Source organism: Achromobacter sp. SLBN-14, from assembly GCF_006715415.1.
Taxonomy (GTDB): Bacteria; Pseudomonadota; Gammaproteobacteria; order Burkholderiales; family Burkholderiaceae_B; genus Achromobacter; species Achromobacter mucicolens.
In genome coordinates, this window is record NZ_VFNE01000001.1 from 4,271,400 (window position 1) to 4,285,671 (window position 14,272).

Here is a 14,272-nt window from a genome sequence, read left to right on the forward strand (position 1 = left end):
GTGCAAGATCCGCGGGGGACGCAGAGCCCGCGCGGCTACACCTATAACAGTCCAAGGAAGAAAACCATGTCCACGTTCCAAAGCAGCGCCAAGCGCTGGCTCGCGGCCGCGAGCGCAGTGATGAGCCTGACCGCGGTGTCCGCCGCCCAGGCCGCCTATCCCGAGCATCCCGTGACGATCGTGGTGCCGTTCAATACCGGCACCACGCCCGACCTTGTATCGCGCCTGCTGGCCGCCGAAATGGCCAAGCAGACCGGCGGCAACTTCGTCGTGCAGAACCGCACCGGCGCATCCGGCATCATCGGCACGCAGGCGGTGGCCAATGCCGCGCCCGACGGCTACACCATCGGCTTTGCCAATGTGGCCACGCTGGCGATCAACCAAAGCCTGTACGCGAAGCTGCAGTACGACGCCGACAAGCAATTGGCGCCGGTCGCGCTGACCGGTTCCGTGCAGAACCTGCTGGCCGTGCGTCCGGGCCTGAACGTCAAAAGCGTCGCCGAGCTGATCGCCCTGGCCAAGAAGGAACCGGGCAAGCTGGTGGTGTCGTCGGGCGGCAACGGCACGACGGGCCATCTGAGCGCGGCGATGTTCGGCGCGATGGCGGGCGTGGAGTTCATGCACGTGCCTTACAAGGGCGGCGTTGAGGCGGACCTGGCCGTGCTGCGCGGCGAAGCCGACCTGGTGTTCGACAATATTTCGTCCATCGCCGCGTTCGTGGACCAGGGCAAGGTCGTGCCGCTTGCCGTGACCGACCTGCAGCGCGATCCGTCCATGCCCAATCTGGCGACGCTGGACGAGCAGGGGTTGAAGGGCTATCGCGCCGTGGCCTGGACGGGCTATGTCGCGCCCGCCGGCACCGACCCCAAGGTGCTGGACTACCTGAACGGCGCAATCAATAAGGCGCTGCAGTCGCCTGACGTTCAGGAAAAGCTCAAGACGCTGTCCTATGTGCCGAACATCGGCCCGCGCCAGCAGCTGTTTGACCGCGCACACGCCGAGCGTCCAGTCTGGGCGCAGGTGATCAAGCAAGCCAACGTCAAGATCGACTGAGCCTTATGAATCACGAACGCTACGATCTGCTGATCCGTGGAGGCACGGTGATCGACGGGACGGGCGCCGACCGCGTCCGGGCCGACGTGGGCGTGCGCGACGGCCGCATTGCGGCCATCGGCGACCTGGCGGGCGCCGTGGCCGACCAGGTGCTGGCGGCGGACGGCCGCATCGTGTCGCCCGGCTTCATCGATACGCACACCCACGACGACCGCTACCTGTCGATCGATCCCGGCATGCCCGCCAAGCTGAGCCAGGGCGTCACCACGGTGGTGACCGGCAACTGCGGCATCAGCCAGGCGCCGTGGCGTTCGGGCTGGCGCAGCGAGGTGCCTGCGCCTGTCAATCTGCTGGGCAACGACGCCGGCGATTTTCCGTACGAGACGTTCCGCGCCTATCTGGAAAACCTGGATCGCCACCCGCCCGCCGTGAACGCGGCCTGCCTGGTGGGACACACCTCGCTGCGCGCCGCCGCGATGGACGACCTGGACCGGCCGGCAACCGCCGCCGAGATCGAGTACATGCAGGCGCTATTGCACGAGGCCATGCAGAGCGGCGCCATCGGGCTGTCCACCGGCACCGCGTATCCGGCCGCCATGCCGGCGACGCTGGATGAACTGATGGCGGTGGCCAGCGTGCTGCGCGAGTATGGGGGGCTGTACGCCAGCCATATCCGCGATGAAGGCGATCGCATCTTCGCGGCGCTGGATGAAGCGTTTGCGGTGGGGGCGGCGGGCGGCGCGCCCGTGCTGATCTCGCACCACAAGCTGATCGGACCACGCAACCATGGGCGTTCGGTGCAGACGCTGGCGCACATCGGCCAGGCCAGCCAGCGCCAGGAGGTGGCGCTGGATTGCTATCCCTACGTGGCCGGATCCACGATCCTGCGCAAGGACCGCCTGGCGGTATCCAGCCGGGTCATCGTGACCAAGTCCGTCCCGTATCCGCAGTACGCGGGGCGGGATCTGGACGATATTGCCCGCGACATGGGGCTGAGTCCGGAAGATGCAGTGGATGCGCTGCAGCCGGCGGGCGCCATCTACTTCATCATGGACGAGGCCGACGTCGAACGGATTCTTGCGTACCCGGGCACGATGATCGGTTCGGACGGCATGCCTCACGATCCCGCGCCGCACCCGCGTCTGTGGGGCACTTTTCCGCGGGTGCTGGGCCACTATTGCCGCGACGTCGGGCTGTTCACGCTGGAACAGGCGGTGCAAAAGATGACCGGCAAGCCGGCCGCGTATTTCCGGCTTCCCGCGCGAGGGCGCATCGCCGAGGGTTTCGCGGCCGACATCGTGGTCTTCGACGCGGATGCCATTGCGGACACCGCCACCTGGGACGCGCCCACCCGCCAGGCGCAGGGTATCGATCACGTATTGGTCAACGGGCGCTTGGCGTGGAGCTTTGGCGCCAGCACGGGCACACATGCTGGCAGTGTCATACGACCGAAGGCGTGACGGAACGGCCCGCGCGCCTAGCCGATGACAGAGGACTTGCCGCGCACATTCACCGGGGATCCCGGCTCCCCGGTGAATTCCACTTCGATTCGGCAGGGCATGCCCATGTCCTCGCCTTGCAGGATGACGATTTCGCCATGCGCTTTGCGGCCCAGGTCGCGCAGCATGCCGGCAAAGGCCGCGGCGGCCGCGCCGGTTGCCGGGTCTTCCAGGACGCCGCCAATGGCGAACGCGTTGCGCGCGTGGAACAGGGTATCGGTCTCGCTGAACACGAACGCGATGGTTCCGATGCGGTGGGTTTGCATGAAGCGGCGTCCTTGGTCGAGGTCGTAATTCATGCGCGCCAGCGCGGCGCGTGAAATGAGCGGGACAATCAAGTGGTCGATCCCCGCGTTGGCCATGCAGGGCGCGAGCGTGGGATCCAGGTCGTCCATGGCGTAGCCGAAGAGTTCGAGCGCCTCGGTCAACAACCCTGGGCTGGCGAGTGCGCTGCGCGTCGGCGGCGAGCGCAGCACGCTTACCCATTCGCCATCCTGGATTCCAGCCGACACTTCAATTTGGGCGTTTGCCAGGGCCAGCGGATACCGGGCCGGCCCAAAGGTCTGACCGAGCACCGCGCCTAGCGCGATGGTCGCATGCCCGCAAAAGGCGACTTCGGCTTCGGGCGAGTAGTACCGGGTGCGCCACGAGCCATCGCCGTTTGGACAGGAGAAGACCGTTTCCGAATAGCCGACCTCGGCCGCCACCCTTTGCATTTCCTCGGGCGAGGGCAGTTGATCCGCAAGAACGACGCCGGCGGGGTTTCCGCCTTGACCGTGGCTGGTGAATGCAGCGATCCGGTTAATGTGCATAAGGATTTCTCTTTTGTCCTGAGGTGGCTATTGGGTATGGGGGGTAAGAATAAGGCAATGTGTCGATGTTCCGCCGGGCGGTTTCAGGCGCAGGCCAGGCACAAGCCCAAGCCCAAGCCCAGAATGGCCGCCATCGCGGCCAGCGTCCGGAGCCGCCGTGGCGCATAGCTGAGCGTGAGGGTGGTCAGGATCGCGCCGCACGACAGCATGCCCAGCCAGACCAGCGCCGCCACCGCGATGCCCCAGGCCTGCAGGCAGGCGGCCATCGCGGCAAGCGCCAGCAGCGCGGCGCTCAGACGCAAGCCGCACGTGATCCCGAAGGTTATGGTTTCGTGACCGGTTGCCTGTTCATGATGCCGGTCCATTGCCAGCGCCAGGCAGGCAAAGGTGGCAAAGGCCAGCGCCAGCGCGGCCAGGGCTGCGATCGTGGTGCTCATGCAATCCCCATCGCCCAAGCCAGCGCTGCCAGCACGGCAATGCCGGTCAGCAGCCAACGCCACGCATCCTGCGCCGCGAACACCCACAGCGCCGCCACCGTGTAGATCAGAAAGCTCAGCAGGCTGGCCACGACCACCCCGATCGCGGGGCTGACAAGGCCGCCCAGCGGCAGGATTTGAGCCAGGACGATCGCGCTCACCGTCGCCAGCGTGTAGCCGCCAAACACCGCGCAGAGCACGCGCGCCAGCACACGCCAGCGATGGCCGCGCGGCGCGGCCGTCACGCGCGCCTGCCGGGGGGAGGTCCAGTTCCCCGCCCGCAGGCGCCACGCCAGCAGGGTGAACAGGCCGCCAAGCACCACGATGGTGGACTCCACCATTGCCGCCTGCCAATTGCCGCGACGCACATAGGCCAGCGCATGTTCCCCGGTGGTCAGCACGTTGGTCACGGGCAGCAAGAGGCACAGCAGCGCGGTGCAGGCAACCTGCTCGACCCAGGCGCGCCGCACCGGCCGCACGCAGGCATGCGCCAGGCTCAACAGCCAAACCAGGAAAAAGCCCCTGATCTCCCAGGCGTCGCGGCCGGGCAGCGCTGCCGGGAGCAGGCGGTTGGCGTGGAAGTAGGCGATGCAGGCCAGACTGGCTCCCGCAATCGCCGCCACGTTGAGTGCTTCGGCAATGCGGTAGAACGCTGGCGTGGCGGCGCCGAATTCGCTTTGGCCCTTGTTGCGCCGCTTGATGGTGTAGAGGACCGCTCCCGTCGCCATCATCAGCGTGCCCGCCAGTCCGCAGACGAAGTACAGCCACTTGATCGTCCAGCCTCCATACGAGGCCACATGCAGGCGCTCCATCACTTCATGTGCGGCGTCGCCCGCTTGCCGGCCAGCGGCGGGATGCAGGGCGGAGAACGCGCCGCTGGCGCCGTCGAACACGGCGCGTCCCGCAGGGCTGGTGAGATCGCGTATCGTGGCCGCGGAATCCGGCCGGCCATACACGCTGATGCGCTCCCGCGGCTGACCCGGACGCTCCACCATGATCATGCGGGCTGGGCTTGCCAGTGCCGTCTGGGCCGCTTGCAGCAGGGCACCCAATTGCTGGCGCGCCGGCAGGCCGCCGTCCAGCTGAGGGCGTGAGGGCAACGTGGCGGCCCCGGCTTGCGGGGCCCGCTGGGCAAGCTCTGCCTGCCAGCGCGCCGCCCCTTGCTCGCCATAGACCGCGCGGAGCGGGCCTGGCATGTAGCTGGTGTAGAAGATTGCCAGCCCGGTATAGGCGATCATCAGCTGGAACGGCAGCGTGAGTACGGCCGATGCGTTGTGGCCGTCAAGCCAGGCGCGCTGGCCGCGCCCCGGACGAAAGGTGAAGAAATCCTTGAAGATGCGCTTGTGAACAACGATGCCCGACAGCAGCGCTACCAGCATACCTATCGTCAGCCAGCCCACCAGCCAGAAGCCGAACGTGCCGGCATGCAGGCTGTAGTGCAGCGTCATGAAATGGCGACCGCCTTCGCTCTTGCGTCCCCAAGGCTGGGGCAGCAGGGAGCCGTCACGCGGATCCATCGCGGCCTCGTGCGTGACGCCCGCGTTGGTGCGCCACACCAGCCGCATCGCCTGCGCCGCCGCTTCGGGCAGCTCGATGCGCCAGAAACGCGCGTCGCCTTCCTGGTCAGCCAGAAAGCGCGAGGCCGCCGCCAGCACCGCCTCCTGCGGCAGCACGTGCGTCGCGGGCGGCAAGGCGGGTTCGGCCGTCATCCAGCGCGTAATCGGCTCCCGGAACACGCTGATGGTGCCCGCCAGGAAGATCAGGCACAGCAGCCACGCGCACACCAGTCCGCACCAGGTGTGCAGCCAGCTCATGCGCTGGCGCAGACCGGTCTTCATTGTCAGAACGTGCCCCGCAGCGTCAGCATGGCATTGCGGGGATCGCCGTAATGCACGCCGTTGACCAGGTTGCCGACGGCGCTGTAGTACGTCTTGTCGAAGATGTTGTTGAGGTTGACCGTGGCGGCCCAATTGCGGTTGATCTGATACTTCGCGTAGGCGCTCCACACCGCGCGTCCGCTGGCGTGCACGGTGGTGGCGCCGATCTGGCGCGACTGCCCGCTCTGCACATTGACGCCGCCGCCCACCGTGAAGGCGTTCAAGTCGCCAGGCAATTGATACGTGGTCCAGAGCCGGAAGATGTGCTTGGGCGTGTACCACGCGAACGCCTGGCCTTCGCTGTCCTGGTCCTTCAGGTACTTGGTCGTGTTGAAGGTGTAGCCGGCAAAGAGGTTCCAGCCAGGGGTCAGCTCGCCGCTGATCTCCGCGTCAAAGCCCTGGCTGCGCACCTTGCCCGCATCGGTGTAGCAAAAATAGCCGGCAGCGCAGGTCGGGCTGGTGTTGAAATCGACCTGGGCGCGGTTGTTCTGGTTGATCCGAAAGAGCGCGAACGCGGCATTGACGCGGCCGTCCAGCAACTCGCCCTTCAAGCCCAGTTCGTAGCTTTCTCCAACGATCGGCTTTAGCGACTCACCCGCGGCGTTCACCTCGCTTTGCGGCTGGAAGATGTCGGTGTAGCTCACATACGTCGTCCATTGCGGCGACAGGTCCAGCATCAGGCCGGCATAAGGCGTGAAGTGGGTGTTGGCCTGCTTGGTCTGACCGTTGACGAGCTCGCCGGCGGTCGTCGTGTCGGTCGTCCAGACCCGGTTGGAACGGCTGAAGCGGCCGCCCAGCACCAGCTTCAGGGGATCGGCCAGTTGCAGGCGCGTGGTGCCGTAAAAGCCCAGTTCGCGGTTTGAGCCGATGCGCGCCTCGTCAGTGCCTGCGCGTATCTCGGCCGTGGTGGGCTCGGGCAGGTCCGGATTGAAGTTGAACGCGTTGAAGGTCGCGTAGTTGACCAGGTAGGCGTAGGACGTGTCGATCTTGGTGTGTCCGTAGTTGGCGCCCACCACCACCTCGTGGGTGCGGCCGAACGCACGGAACTTGCCGGTCAGATTCGCGTCCACGCCCGAGGTGTCGATGTCGGCCACCGTCCTGGCCACGCTGACTGTCGCCATCTGCGTTACGGGGTTCACCGCCCGGCTCGACGCGGTGTATTTCAGATACTGACTTTCCTGCACGTAGGCGCCGGTCATCTTGAAGCGCCAGTCGTCATTGAACGCATGCGTGAAGTCGGCGTAGAAGCCCTGGTTCGAGGTCTCCTGGCGGTTCCAGTTTGCGCCGAAGCTGGTGGACCGCTTGAAACCGACCTCTTCACCGTTGCTGTAGCGCGGCAGGCCCGACATCGAAGGGCGGCCTCGCAGGTCTTCGTAGCTGTAGCCCAGATTCACCTGCGTGCGCGGCGAGAAGTCGTATTCGACCGTGGCGTAGACGGTGGTGTTCTTCAGGTTCACCCGGTCCACGAATGAGTGTTCGTCCTGGCGGTCGATCAGGGCGCGGCCACGCAGGCTGCCGTCTTCGTTCAGCAACGCGCTGCCGTCGAGCTGCATGCCGTAGCGGTCCCAGCTTCCGGCCTGGGTCTCGACCATGAAACGGTCTTCCTGCAACGGCCGCTTGCGCACCAGGTTCACCGCGCCGCCAGGCGAACCGGAACCTTGCAGCAGGCCGGCCGCGCCGCGCAGCACTTCGACGCGGTCATAAAACGCGGTGCCGCCCGAGTAGTTGCTGGCTCGGCCATACATGCTGCGTTCCAGCGGCACGCCGTCGTACTGGATCACGCTGTTGTTAAAGCCGCGGGAATAGATGTATTTGCCGCCCTGCGGGCTCTGTTGCAAGGTCACGCCAGTGGTGTTTTCCAGCGCGTCATACACCGAGGTCAGGTTTTGCTCGTCCAGGCGTTGGCGGGTCACCACGCTGACCGACTGCGGAATGTCGCGCAGCTGCTGTTCTCCCTTGCCGATGGTGGCCGCCGACGTGGTGTAGGAGCCGGTGCCTTCGGTCATGAGGCGGTACTCCTGCCCCGTCACGGTGACCGGTTCGAGCATGGCAGCGCCGCCGCCGGGCAGGCGCCGCACGGCATAGCCACCGCTGGAAAGCCTGACCCCCTCGAATCCGGTACGGGACAGCAATGCGCTCAAGCCGCGCCCGGCGCTCCAGCGTCCTTGCAGACCCTCGGTTCGCAGCCCGCTCACCTGCGCGGCATCGAACGACACATTCACGCCGGCGGCGCGGGCAAACTGGTTCAGCGCCGGCTCCAGCGGCCCGGCGTCGATGGCGAAGGTGTATTCCGTTTCCTGCGCGGCAACACCGGCCTGCGCCTGGACAGCGGGGGCAATGAAGCCTAGGGCGGCGGCGCATAGCAGGCCGGAAAGAACGGTGGACAACACGGTCGGGACGGGCGTCAGGCGCGCCGTCCTGGAGGTACGAGCGAGGGTCATTGCGAAATCTTGATAGGCCAGGTTGAAAGATGTCTTTCCCTGTAGGCCGGTCGAAAACGCAAATCCCCTCACTTTTCATGAAAAAAAATCGTGGCAGCCGAAAAACCGGGCGGGCAAGGGCTTCACGCGGGCCCGACGGCAACCCAGTAGCGGGTCCTGTAGCGCAGCCGGATCGGCAATGTCTGGGCCAGGAACGCAAGCGTCCGATCGGTGTCGTTCACATGATAGGTGCCCGATACGCGCAGATCGGCGACCTCCGGCGCGCAACTGATGCGGCCATGGCGGTATCGCGACAATTCGGCCAGCAGGTCCGCCAGCCTCATGTCCGTGCCCTCGATCGCGCCGTCCAGCCAGGCATCGGCCACCATGGCAGGCTTGCTCGTCAGCCGTGCGCCCAGGCGGTCCAGCTGGGCGGTCTGGCCTGTCTCGGCGATCACCGGGGCGGCGCCGTCGGCGGGCCGCAGCGCAACCGCATGCTGCTGCACGCTGACCCGGGCGCAATCGTCGTCCAGTCGCACCACGAATCGTGTGCCCAGCGCCTGGACCGCGCCGTACGGCGTCTGCACGCGGAACGGCCGCTTGATGGGTGACAACGCATCGGCGCCGGTCTGGATCGAGATCTCGCCGCGATAGAGCACGAGCACGCGGTTGTCGCCTTCCATCCGGACACTCACCGCGCTGTCGGTGTTCAGCGCGAGGATGGTGCCGTCCTCCAGTGTCAGGCGGTCGCGCACGCCCACGCCGGTGCTCACGTCCGCCAGCATGCGCTGCCATGGGGTGTGCTCGCGCACGGCCCAGCCCGTGCCCGTCAGCCCGCCCAGCAGCAGCATGCCCTTGACCAGGGCACGGCGCTGCTGCCGCCGCGCGTCGTGCGCCGTTCCCATGGCGATGAGCGTGTCCAGCGCCAGCCCCTGCGGCACTGCGGTGAAATCGGCATTCAGCGCCTGCATGCGCAACCAGGCCCGTTCATGCAGGGGCGCCGCGCGGCGCCAGCGCTCGAAGGCGGCACAGGTGTCAGGATCCGGTGAGCCGAAGTTCAGCTTGACCGACCAGGCGATGGCCTCATCGACCACGGCGGCAGGAATCGCGGCAGCCTCGCTCACGCGTCACCAAACCGGTAGGCATAGCATTGGCGCAAGCCCGCCGCCACGTAGCGCTCGGCGGTGGCAAGGGACACGCCCAGACGTTCGGCGATCTGTGGGCAGCGCATGCCCTCCAGTTGCGCCCACAAAAAGGCCTGGCGCACCTTCGGCTTAAGGGAGTCCAGCATTTGATCGATCTTGATGAGCGCCTCAAGCACCAGCATCCGGTTCTCGGGCGACGGCGCCAGTTCTTCGGGCGTGCGCGCCAGCACCGCGAGCCAGGTCCGCTCGAGCTCGCGGCGGCGCCAGTGGTCCACCAGCAGCCCGCGCGCGATCGTACTGAGATAGGCGCGCGGCTCGCGCGTCTCGATCACCGCCGGCCGGCCCAGCAAGCGCAGGAAAACGTCGTGAGCCAGGTCGGCGGCGTCGGAGGAATTACCTAGTTGCTTGCGTATCCAGCCCCGCAGCCATCCGTGGTGGTCCGCATAGAGCGTCTCGACTTGGGCCTGCTTGGTAGGGGACATCGCATACGTTTGCAAATGATAATTATTATTTATTGTAGAGAACTGCCGAGGCGCAGGCAAGGCGGGAAGGGCGGGTGAACCGCGCCCCGCGGCGCTATGGTTCCGAGCCCCGGGACTTTGCGTGCCGCGCCGCAATCCATGACAAGGTGCCGACGTCGGCCCCTCCAGACTCGATGACGGTGGTGCCGGCCATCATCAATCCGTAACCGTGTTCCTCCTCCCAGGCGCAGCGGAAGTCCAGGCCGATATAAGGCCCGCCTGCGACAGGATGGAGCGTGATGCTGTGCAGACGGATCAGTTTCCGCAAGGCTTGGCCATCCCAGTGCTGCGGCAGGCGGAAGGCGTCATCGTCCAGAACGATGCCATCCTGCTCGGCGCGCAGGCGCGGCAGATCCGCCAGCATCGCCTTCATCACCGCCTGGTAGAACGCCTCGTCATGGTCCAGCAGCCAGCGCGCCGCCTCGATCATCGTTGACGCCGGCGCTTCGCCGGAGCCATCGTCATTTTCAAACAAAGCGATGACCTCCCCGGCTTGTGCGATCGCGTCGTCGCGCGCGTAGCCCTTTGAAGCGGGAAGGGCATCGGCGCCGCGCAATCGCGACGTTGCGGGCAGTGGCAACGCGGTGATCCAGACGCACCACGCGCCTTTCGGCCCATAGAGCGTGGGCAGTCCCGCTACCGAAAGCGGCACATAGTCTGATGGAATCTGGCCGGTATTCATTGAATCGCTCCTTGAATCTTTGTCGAGGCGACGCCAGCCTCAATCGCCGGTCGTGGCTGCCGCCAGGGCCGTCAGCGCCGCCAGCAACGCCGTGTCGGCACCATCAGGCGCGGAGGCTACCGCCGCGCGCACCCGTTGCGCCAAAGCGCTGTTGAAATCGGCCGCGATGTCGGTGCGCAGTGTGACCCGCCGGCCGGTCTTGTCCAGAAGCATGTCCGGCGCCACCCCCACCGAGTCCAACCGCGCGCCATCGGCGCGGTGGACGCGGGCGGTGGTGATCACCAACGCGCCCTGGTTACCGGGCAGGGACCGCACGGTCTGGATCGTGCCCGCGCCCAGGGTTGCCGTGCCGATCAGCAAGGCACGGCCGTGGTCCTGCAGCGCGGCCGCCACGATCTCCGCGCCGGCGCCCGTGCGGTGATCGACGAGCACCACTACCGGAACCCCCTGCGGCACGAGGGGGGCGCGGGCGCGCAAGGTGCGCGCATTATCAGGCGTGCGACCGCGCAAGCTGCCGATCCCGGATCCTTCGGGCAACACCATGCCGGCGACTTGTTCGGCTGCGTCGAGCAGCCCGCCGGCGTTGCCGCGCAGGTCCAGCACCAGTCCCGTCAGCGGCGCTTTGGCATGCGCGGACGCTGCGTCGAGCGCATCTTTCAACTGGCGGCCCGTTCGGCTGTCGAAAGCGGAGATCCGGATCACCGCAAGCGCGCCATCCAGGTCCCAACGTACCGTGGGAGGCGCCTGTACGGGTCCGCGCACGGGCTGCGCCGTGATCGCGCTGACCGAACTCGGCCGCAGCAGGGTGAGCGTGACGCGGGTGCCTGCCGTGCCGCGCAGCAATGCGACGGCTTCTGGCAAGGGCAGGCCTGCGGTGGCACGGTCGTCCACGTGGGTCACGATGTCGCCGGCCTGGACGCCGGCGCGTTCGCCCGGGCTGCCGGGCAGGGGCCGCACGACGGTCAGGGCACCGTCCCGGATCGACAGCTCCAGGCCGACGGATGCCGGCGGGGCTGCCAGTTCGGCGCGCGTTGCGACGCGGCTGTAGGGGTCCAGACCCGCCATCATGCCGCGCAGGGCCGCGTCCAGCGCCATCTCGCGCGGTGTGCCGTCGGCAAAACGCAGGATCTCGTCGGTCAGGATGCGGATCTGCGGTGACATGCCTTCCGTCCGATGCCCGGTCAGGACGGCCTGTTCGATCGCGGCCTTGCGCGATGGATCTTCAGCGCCTGGCAGCGCCTTGAGCGCGCTCAGGCCGTTCGCCACAAGGACACGTGAATCCAGGGGATCAACGTACTGGTTTACAACCTGAGTCATGGCAGCCGCGAGCGTGGCTTCGATTTCCTGGCGCGTCATGGCGGCGGCAGACGCGTGCACGATGGTGCACGCCCACAGCAGGGCGCAAAGCGATTGTCGCAGCGAGCACCCGTGCCCGGCGTTCGATGCCTGCTTTTTCACGGGCGCCGGCCCCGTCCCGCTCGAAGGCGGCGATCGTAAGGGCGCGCAGAGGGCGGTCCGGAACGCTTCAGCCCAAAAGGCAAAGGAAAGTTTCGTCATCCTGCGGAATGCGCCGCTTGCGCGTCGAATTTCTGAGTGCGCTGATGTTAGCAGCCATGAAAACATCGCCAATTTGCGGTGCGAGTGTCGGGTCCGGGCTGCCTGCGCCTGGGGATCGCGCAGGCAGACAGTATGACAACCACTGCTGCGCGTCGCCGCAGGCCTGGTCTCAAAGACGGTCGAGTTGATCTCGCGGGTGAAACTCGGCGTCGTCTTTGCCGTCCAGCATCGCGTCCACCATGGCGTCGAATGCGCCAGCGGCATTCCCGAACGCATCGGAAGCCAGAAACTCGGATCCGCCTATTCCGTCCAGTCCAAGCGCAGCAACGGTTTCCCGTTCGCCTTCCTCGCCCCAGATGTAATCGTGAACCACCGCAAGGCCTCGACCATCCGCCTCGAAAAAATCGGCCGCGCCACGCGCTACCGTCAGAAAAACGATGAGGTCGTAGAGATTTTCGGAATAGGTCAGCGACCCTGCAACGAAGTGCGTTTCCGAAGAATCGTAGGCCGCAACCTTGATGTTGTCGGCCTCGGCGGATTGCAGGATGGCCCGCAGCGCCGCGCGATTGTCCGAATGGCGAGCCAGCATGGCGTCGCATTCCGAAATAAGCTTGCCCAAATCCTGATCGCTGGAGGCAGCCAAATCCTTGCCTTCCGACAGATGCCACTGCCCGCCGATGGTGCGCCAATCCGACCATCTTGATGCCGCCGGCACAGGGGCAGCGAGCCATCTGGATAGATTCTCGCGGGACATCTGGAGTTTGAGAAAGGCGGAATAGGGTTCGGACATGGCAGCTATCGATCCTCAGGTGCTCAGCAACTTTGCTTTTATCAAAATGACGGTGCAAATTCTACGGTTGCGTCTTCAGCACGGCCTGCCGCAGGATGTCGTAGACCGACAGGCCCGGAAGCCGCGAGAAGAAGGTGTTCCTATCGGCGGAAGCTGTCCACGCAGACCACAGCGTCAGCACGGAAAGCTGGCCATGCTTCCATGCGACGAGCGCCTCGATGTCGCCCGCGTCGCGGCCCTTCTTGTCTTCGACGGAAAACCGGAAGGTACGCGCGGCAAACCCCTGGTCCGCCAACGCATTGTCCTCTTCGCTCGACAGCAGCACGGGCGACCGCGCGTCGGATGTCTGCTTGACGAAGTAATCCTTCACGAGCGCGGCACCGGCTGTTTCGAGGTCGGGCTTCTCCTTCATGTTTTGAACAAAGAGCCAAACCAACCCGACATCCTTTCCGTTCTTACGCCTGACCATGTGCAGCTCGGCGGGAAGTGGTCCGTGAAAATCGTTGATGGGAACGTCCCATCCTTTCGGGATGCTAATCCGGTGTTCCACGCTGCCGATACGAAGCGGGATCTCCTGCATTTCCCGTCCGAAGCTCGATTGCCGCCCATTGGCCCATGAAAGGCTGTCAATGAGCGCAGTGGCGTATCGATCGGCTTTATGCACCAGGTTGTTCGCAGCATCCATGCTGGCGGCACGGCTCACGTCGACGATGAAGAAAACGCCCACGGCCTGTTTTTCGCGGACAAAGCAATAACTGATAGCGGCGCTCTTTGGCTTGCCGTTGTCGGCTTTCTGGGCGAGAAGTCCCACTTCTGTCTGGTCATCCGAGCTTTTGGATATTCGCGGTACATACCCGAGTGCTTCCACTTCGAAAGTGCAGAGTCGCCATGCCGTGGCGGGCGCCGGGAGGTTGTAGCCCAAAATGCTGGTTTCGATTTCCGGATTGTTTATATCCGACGTGATTTTTCCAATCACCTTCACGTTGCCGATGGTGTCCTGCGGATTGGGCTCCATGGGCGCGGTCTGCACGTTCGCATCTCGTGGAACGGTGCTTTCGAAATTTAAGGCAGGTGCTGAAAAATCGAATTGCCGGGTTACCCATGGCTCACCATCAGGCGATGTGTCATTGCCTAGAGCGAAAGCCGATCCCGTGGTAGACAGCGCCAAAATTGGCACCGTGAGGATCGTGTTGGCAAGGCGAAAGTACATCTTCTTGCTGCTCACTTGCGTTTCTCGATTAGGCGGTGATGATCCAGTTGGTACCGTCGCTTGTCTCCGATCGCTGGCGGGGGCTATCACCGAAGGCGCTGAGCTGCCTTTCCCTACCGTATGCGTCTGGGCAGTTGCAGACCTTGGTGGCCGTCTGCTTGCGGCCCATTGCGGCCGTTCGCGCTCTATCGCCCCCCGTCTAGCTGGCAGCGTTACCGTCGGTTGTGCTG

At 65.5% G+C, this 14,272-nt stretch carries 12 protein-coding genes; 2 read left to right on the forward strand and 10 right to left on the reverse strand.

Annotation, left to right across the window (positions count from 1 at the left end):
* The first annotated feature begins 66 nt into the window (after window positions 1-66).
* Window positions 67-1,053: a tripartite tricarboxylate transporter substrate binding protein gene (locus FBY20_RS19460; protein WP_142054070.1), complete on the forward strand. Its 987-nt coding sequence runs from the start codon at window positions 67-69 to the stop codon at window positions 1,051-1,053.
* 5 nt (window positions 1,054-1,058) lie between these two features.
* Entirely contained in the window at window positions 1,059-2,513 is a 1,455-nt protein-coding gene (locus FBY20_RS19465; protein ID WP_142054072.1) for an amidohydrolase family protein, read from the forward strand.
* A 17-nt stretch (window positions 2,514-2,530) separates the two neighbouring features.
* Here FBY20_RS19465 and FBY20_RS19470 read toward each other — a convergent pair whose 3' ends face one another.
* The 10 genes from FBY20_RS19470 to FBY20_RS19515 form a co-directional block, all read right to left on the reverse strand.
* A complete protein-coding gene (locus FBY20_RS19470) occupies window positions 2,531-3,364 on the reverse strand; it encodes a PhzF family phenazine biosynthesis protein (protein ID WP_142054074.1) in 834 nt (277 codons plus the stop codon).
* An 83-nt stretch (window positions 3,365-3,447) separates the two neighbouring features.
* A complete protein-coding gene (locus tag FBY20_RS19475) occupies window positions 3,448-3,801 on the reverse strand; it encodes a DUF3325 domain-containing protein (protein WP_142054075.1) in 354 nt (117 codons plus the stop codon).
* The gene (locus FBY20_RS19480; RefSeq protein WP_142054077.1) at window positions 3,798-5,678 is read right to left on the reverse strand and encodes a PepSY domain-containing protein; all 1,881 of its coding nucleotides are present in this window, start codon (window positions 5,676-5,678) and stop codon (window positions 3,798-3,800) included. The genes FBY20_RS19475 and FBY20_RS19480 overlap by 4 nt, the downstream gene beginning before the upstream one ends.
* Window positions 5,679-5,680: 2 nt before the next feature.
* Window positions 5,681-8,158 (reverse strand): TonB-dependent receptor, encoded by a 2,478-nt coding sequence (locus FBY20_RS19485; RefSeq protein WP_142054079.1) that lies wholly within the window; start codon window positions 8,156-8,158, stop codon window positions 5,681-5,683.
* Between the two features lie 122 nt (window positions 8,159-8,280).
* Window positions 8,281-9,261: a FecR domain-containing protein gene (locus FBY20_RS19490; RefSeq protein ID WP_142054081.1), complete on the reverse strand. Its 981-nt coding sequence runs from the start codon at window positions 9,259-9,261 to the stop codon at window positions 8,281-8,283.
* Entirely contained in the window at window positions 9,258-9,764 is a 507-nt protein-coding gene (locus FBY20_RS19495) for a sigma-70 family RNA polymerase sigma factor (RefSeq protein WP_142054083.1), read from the reverse strand. The genes FBY20_RS19490 and FBY20_RS19495 overlap by 4 nt, the downstream gene beginning before the upstream one ends.
* A gap of 94 nt (window positions 9,765-9,858) precedes the next feature.
* The gene (locus tag FBY20_RS19500; RefSeq protein WP_255452405.1) at window positions 9,859-10,485 is read right to left on the reverse strand and encodes a hypothetical protein; all 627 of its coding nucleotides are present in this window, start codon (window positions 10,483-10,485) and stop codon (window positions 9,859-9,861) included.
* Window positions 10,486-10,524: 39 nt separating this feature from the next.
* Window positions 10,525-11,943 (reverse strand): S41 family peptidase, encoded by a 1,419-nt coding sequence (locus FBY20_RS19505; RefSeq protein WP_160144419.1) that lies wholly within the window; start codon window positions 11,941-11,943, stop codon window positions 10,525-10,527.
* A 268-nt stretch (window positions 11,944-12,211) separates the two neighbouring features.
* Window positions 12,212-12,832, reverse strand: coding sequence for a hypothetical protein (locus FBY20_RS19510; RefSeq protein WP_142054087.1), 621 nt, complete (start codon window positions 12,830-12,832; stop codon window positions 12,212-12,214).
* Between the two features lie 61 nt (window positions 12,833-12,893).
* Window positions 12,894-14,057 carry a hypothetical protein gene (locus FBY20_RS19515; protein ID WP_142054089.1) on the reverse strand — a complete coding sequence of 388 codons (1,164 nt, stop codon included), beginning with the start codon at window positions 14,055-14,057 and terminating at the stop codon, window positions 12,894-12,896.
* Window positions 14,058-14,272: the final 215 nt, after the last annotated feature.